The 4,995-nt window shown below is 53.7% G+C and carries 5 protein-coding genes; 4 read left to right on the top strand and 1 reads right to left on the bottom strand.

Annotated elements, in window-relative coordinates; all coding sequences use genetic code 11:
• Nucleotides 1-987 (bottom strand): class I tRNA ligase family protein (locus ACIQ39_RS18510; protein ID WP_396436055.1); only part of this gene is annotated, 987 nt, incomplete at its 3' end.
• A 95-nt stretch (nt 988-1,082) separates the two neighbouring features.
• Between ACIQ39_RS18510 and ACIQ39_RS18505 the strand changes: the two genes are divergently transcribed.
• From ACIQ39_RS18505 to ACIQ39_RS18490, 4 genes are all read left to right on the top strand, one after another.
• On the top strand, nt 1,083-1,820 hold the full coding sequence (locus ACIQ39_RS18505) for a UPF0149 family protein (protein ID WP_396436054.1): 738 nt from the start codon (nt 1,083-1,085) through the stop codon (nt 1,818-1,820).
• Nucleotides 1,821-1,850: 30 nt separating this feature from the next.
• On the top strand, nt 1,851-3,245 hold the full coding sequence (locus tag ACIQ39_RS18500; protein WP_396436053.1) for an AAA family ATPase: 1,395 nt from the start codon (nt 1,851-1,853) through the stop codon (nt 3,243-3,245).
• Nucleotides 3,200-3,802 carry a hypothetical protein gene (locus tag ACIQ39_RS18495; RefSeq protein ID WP_396436052.1) on the top strand — a complete coding sequence of 201 codons (603 nt, stop codon included), beginning with the start codon at nt 3,200-3,202 and terminating at the stop codon, nt 3,800-3,802. Before ACIQ39_RS18500 ends, ACIQ39_RS18495 begins: the two co-directional genes overlap by 46 nt.
• 20 nt (nt 3,803-3,822) lie before the next feature.
• Nucleotides 3,823-4,995 (top strand): site-specific DNA-methyltransferase (locus ACIQ39_RS18490; RefSeq protein WP_396436051.1); only part of this gene is annotated, 1,173 nt, incomplete at its 3' end.

Below are 4,995 nucleotides of genomic sequence, written 5' to 3'. Positions count from 1 at the left end.
GAACTGCAGCATGGCCGGCCAGAACAGGGTGTGGAAGGTGACGATGTCTTTGCCGATGAAGTGGATCTGCTCCAAATTGGGCTTGGCCATGTAAGCGGCATAGTCTTCGCCGCGCTTGTCCAGCAGGTTTTTCAGTGACGCCAAATAGCCCACGGGCGCATCGAGCCAGACATAAAAGTACTTGCCCGGTGCGTCGGGAATTTCGATGCCGAAATAAGGCGCGTCGCGCGAAATGTCCCAGTCGCCCAGGCCTTCGCTGGTCGTGCCGTCGGGGTTGGTGCGCACCGAAAACCACTCTTTGACCTTGTTCGCCACCTCGGGCTGCAGCTTGCCGTCTTGCGTCCATTGGGTCAAAAACGCCACGCAGCGCGGGTCAGACAGCTTGAAGAAAAAGTGCTCCGAGGTTTTCAGCTCGGGCTTGGCACCTGAGAGGGCCGAAAACGGGTTGATCAAATCGGTGGGGGCATAGACCGCGCCACACACTTCGCAGTTGTCGCCATACTGGTCTTTGGCGTGGCACTTGGGGCACTCGCCTTGGATGAAACGGTCGGGCAAGAACATGTTCTTTTGTGGGTCAAAAAACTGTTCAACCGAGCGCACCTCGATCAGCGAGCCACCATCGGCAGCCGAAATGTCGCGCAGGTCGCGGTAAATCTGGCGCGCCAGTTCGTGGTTTTCGGGCGCGTCGGTGCTGTGCCAGTTGTCAAACGCGATGTGAAAGCCGTCCAAGTAGGGCTTGCGGCCCGCCGCGATGTCGGCCACGAATTGCTGGGGCGTTTTGCCGGCCTTTTCGGCCGCGATCATGATAGGCGCGCCGTGCGTGTCGTCGGCACACACAAAGTTGACCTGGCTGCCCTGCATTCTTTGATACCGCACCCAGATGTCGGCCTGGATGTATTCCATGATGTGGCCGATGTGGAAATTGCCGTTGGCGTAGGGCAGGGCGGTGGTGACGAAAAGCTGGCGCGGTGCGGTGGGGGCAGACATGGGGCTAAACCTTCAAAGCAAGGGGCGATTTTATAGGGTCGGCCCCAAGAGTCAGAGGCATGGGCAGGCGGCAGGCTCTGCCACAATCGTGACCTATGAGTAAAAGCCCCTTTTGGACCCTTGAAGAAGTCGCATTTCTGGACCATTTTTTGAGTCGGGACGATGCCCCTGAGCATTGCATGGACCTTGCCATGCTCGATGGCTATCTGACGGCCGTAGTTTCTGGGCCCAACTTGATCATGCCCAGCGAGATGCTGTGCTGGGTGTGGGATACCGAACACGGGCAAGAAGGCGCGCACTTCAACGACCAGGGCGAAGCTGAAAAGATCATGGGTTTGGTGATGAAACAATGGAACGCCATTGCACAAACATTGACCCAGACGCCAGCGCAATATGCGCCTCAATGGCCCGATTGGAAGCTGGATGGTGGTTCGCGTGTGCCCATTTTGGGCAATTGGTGTTCAGGCTACTTCAAAGGTATGTCTATCGACATGCGGGCTTGGGCTCCGCTGCTATTGGGGCAACCCGCGTTGTTAAGCACGGTGCTGTTGTACGGAACAGAGGACGGACTGGACGCTTTGATTCGTGTGAATCACGATGCAGCCGCCTTGCGTGCCGCAGGAGATGGCTTGGTCGACATGGTTCGACGGGTGCATGCCCACTGGCTGACCCAGCGCAGTCCACATGAAGCCAGTGGTCTAGTGCAGCGCCCCACTCGCAACGCGAACACCCCGACCCAGCCCGTGCGCCGCGATGGTCCCAAGCTGGGCCGAAATGAGCCTTGCCATTGCGCAAGCGGGCGCAAGTACAAGCACTGTCACGGGGCGAATTGAGCGATTGGCTGAACGAACGGAAGGTAAGACATGCACCACCTCATCAACTTCAAAAATTTTGCGGATGCCCGAATTGACTTGTTAAAACCGGTGACATTGCTCATCGGTCGGAACGGGGCAGGCAAGAGCAATGTGATTGAAGGCGTGGAGCTCTTGGCCGAATTGGCACAGGGCCGGTCTTTGCACGAAATCAGCGACGTGGGGCGCGGCGGAGGCAGCACGTTCGAAATTCGGGGGGGATTGAGGAATTGCCCTCGTAGAGAGCATGCGGGTTATGACCCGATCGATGACGTGATCGAACCGGGGCAACTTTCCTTGAAGTTTTCCGCTCAGCTCAGTGGCGTAGAGGTCGAGTACTTCATCAGCCTCGTCGCCGGCAATTCACCTCACATTGCTGAAGAGAGATTGACTTGGGGGGAAAGAACGCTTTTTGAAACGGTGGACCGAGTCAACCGAGAAAACGCCGACATCATTCAGGTTCGGTTTGATAATTTTGCGAAGGGAGGTAAAAAACCGATCCGTGACATGACGGCCCAAGTTTCAACCCTGTACCGTTATGACACATTACCAACCTCTGACAGCAAAATGTCGGGGCAGGCTTTGAATGTTGTCAAAGCTGTTCGTAGCTATTTGAAGCATTCCTATGTGTTTGATCCGCATCCCAAGCGCATGCGAGATTATGAAAACATGGGGCAAACCCAATTGTTCCGTGATGGTGCCAATTTGGCCTCTGTCCTCTACAGCTTGAAGCTGCTGGCTGAAACAGATGCTCCAGCCGAAGAGCTCAAAAAGAATCGAATGGCGGCAGCTGTACGGCAACAAGATGCGAGAACATCATTTGATCTGATTTTGCAGAGAATTCGGCAATTGCCAGAGGATTCGTTCTCGGATTTTGTTTTCGAAAAGACCAGTTTGGGCGAGGTCGGTTTGGGTTTTCGGTACGGCGATCAATCGGTGCTCAGTTCTCGCCAAATGTCAGACGGCACCTTGCGTGCATTGGCCATCTTGACGGCTTTGGAAACAGTGCCAACTGGTTCACGTTTGGTCGTTGAAGAAATTGACAATGGCATCCACCCCGCCCGCGTGAAGGTGCTCATGGATGCTGTTTGGGAGACGGCTGCGCGCCGCAAGCTCAACGTCTTGGCCACCACACACAACCCCGCCACACTGGACCAACTCAGTGATGAGCAAATCAAATCGGTGGTGCTGTGTTTTTACGATGCGTCTGTGGGCGTATCCCGGTTGCTGCCGATCCCTGATCTTCCGGCTTCTGAGTCGATGCTGGAGCAAGGGCGTTTGGGTGAGTTGATGACCCAACAGGTGTTGGAAAAGCATGTGAGTCCCGAATTTGCCGACAAGCGCGCAGAAGGCGGTTTGCAATGGCTTCAAAAAATACAAGCATCCAACAGAAAGATCGTGCTGTGAGCGGGCCGGCCAAGCCACAAAAATTAGCGAGTGTGGTTCGCTTGATTGTGGTGGATACGTCGTATTTGATGGAACTCTTCCAAGTGCCCGATTGCAGCAGTGTGCAAGCCTACCAACCCATTTTTCAGCGGTTTGCAAATGCACGGCACATCACCGATCAACTGCATGTGCCATTGCCTGTTTTGTTTGAACTGGGTAACCATGTGGCAGACGTGAAAAATGGACAAGAAAGAAGACGCTTGGTGGCCTTGCTGGTGGACACTGTGGACGCTTGGTTGTCAGGAAACACACCTTTCACGATTGTTTCGTCCATGAACGATGCCAGAACGGTTGAAGATTTTCGAGCTGCGGTTACCGGATTGACCCAAGAGTTTCGTGTTCTGGCCCCCGATCGACAGGGCTTGACGAACGCGTCCATCGCTCTCGAAGCCAAACGTTTGCGCCAGAAATACAAAAACAGTTCATTGAAAACCTATGCGGTTCACATTTGGACGACCGACAAAAAGTTAAAAGCGCTTGAGCCCGATGCCGAAACCCATGCGTTTGTCGGCGTTTGATTGCACTCGGAAAGAAAAAAATGCCCGAAATCGTCTTCAAAGGCAAAGAATATGTCTACAACCACCACCTGGGCGTACCCTACCGGCCGCTGGTGGTGGACAAGGCCAAGGGCATTGGCCCAGGCGACTTGAACAGCAGCTTGGTGATTCATGGCGACAACCTGCACGCCCTCAAGGCTTTGCTGCCGCGCTATGCGGGCAAGGTTGATTTGGTGTTCATTGACCCGCCTTACAACACCGGCAACGAGGGTTGGTGCTACAGCGACGGGGTGAACAGCCCGATCATGAAAGAGTGGCTGAGCACCAACCCGGTGGACGGCGAGGACATGCTGCGGCACGACAAGTGGCTGTGCATGATGTGGCCGCGCCTGGTGCTGCTGCGCGAGCTGATGCGCGACAGCGGCTCGATCTGGATCACCTTGGATGACAACGAGGTGCACCGGGCTCGAATGATGCTGGATGAGATTTTTGGTGAAGATAACCACTTGGCTTCTGTTATTTGGGAAAAAGGAGACAGTCCTCGGATGGATGCCGATTACTTTTCAAGTCGGCACGATTCAATGCTTTGCTACGCCAAAGACATGTCTCAAGTGCTTTTTCATCGTTTGTTTGGAGAAGAGGGTGAAGCTGCCGATCATTACGATAAAAAAGATCTTAATGGGCGTGTTTACTATTTAAAACCATTGAGAGCGATGGGTGGCCAAGGTGAAACTCGATCCGCACGGCCTAACCTTTTTTATCCATTGACCGCTCCAGACGGAAGTGAAGTTTTTCCAATCATGAAAGATGGACAAGATGGTGCCTGGCGTTGGAGCAAATTGAAAGTTGATGCAGAAGCGGATCGAATTGAATGGAAAAAAACTCCAACAGGATGGTCTGTTTATTACCGTATCTATGCGGACGCAACTAAAGGCACCCCACCAGAAACTATTTTCTACAACACCGAAGTTGGTAGTAGTCGCTCTGCAAAGGCTCAAATTAAAGAAATTTTCCATGGGGAAGATGCCTTTCAAACGCCCAAACCAGTTGAATTAATTGAACGGGTGATCGAGATTGCAGCTAATTCGTCGTCCCTGAAAAATTCATTTTCAGTTCAGCGCCCAGTTTTTGGACCCAGCCTTGAGTGGTTCGTAGACAAAGATTTGTCGCAATTGCCGAGCAAGTTGCCCCAAACCGCAGGCCTGCAGCAGGCG

The sequence above is a fragment of the Limnohabitans sp. genome, from assembly GCF_044361645.1.
Classification (GTDB): domain Bacteria; phylum Pseudomonadota; class Gammaproteobacteria; order Burkholderiales; family Burkholderiaceae_C; genus Limnohabitans_A.
This window is presented reverse-complemented; position numbering and strand designations above follow the sequence as displayed.

Coding starts and splice junctions, on each gene's coding strand:
- ACIQ39_RS18495 (WP_396436052.1), top strand. CDS start 3,200: ATGGCTTCAAAAAATACAAGCATCCAACAGAAAGATCGTGCTGTGAGC.
- ACIQ39_RS18500 (WP_396436053.1), top strand. CDS start 1,851: ATGCACCACCTCATCAACTTCAAAAATTTTGCGGATGCCCGAATTGAC.
- ACIQ39_RS18505 (WP_396436054.1), top strand. CDS start 1,083: ATGAGTAAAAGCCCCTTTTGGACCCTTGAAGAAGTCGCATTTCTGGAC.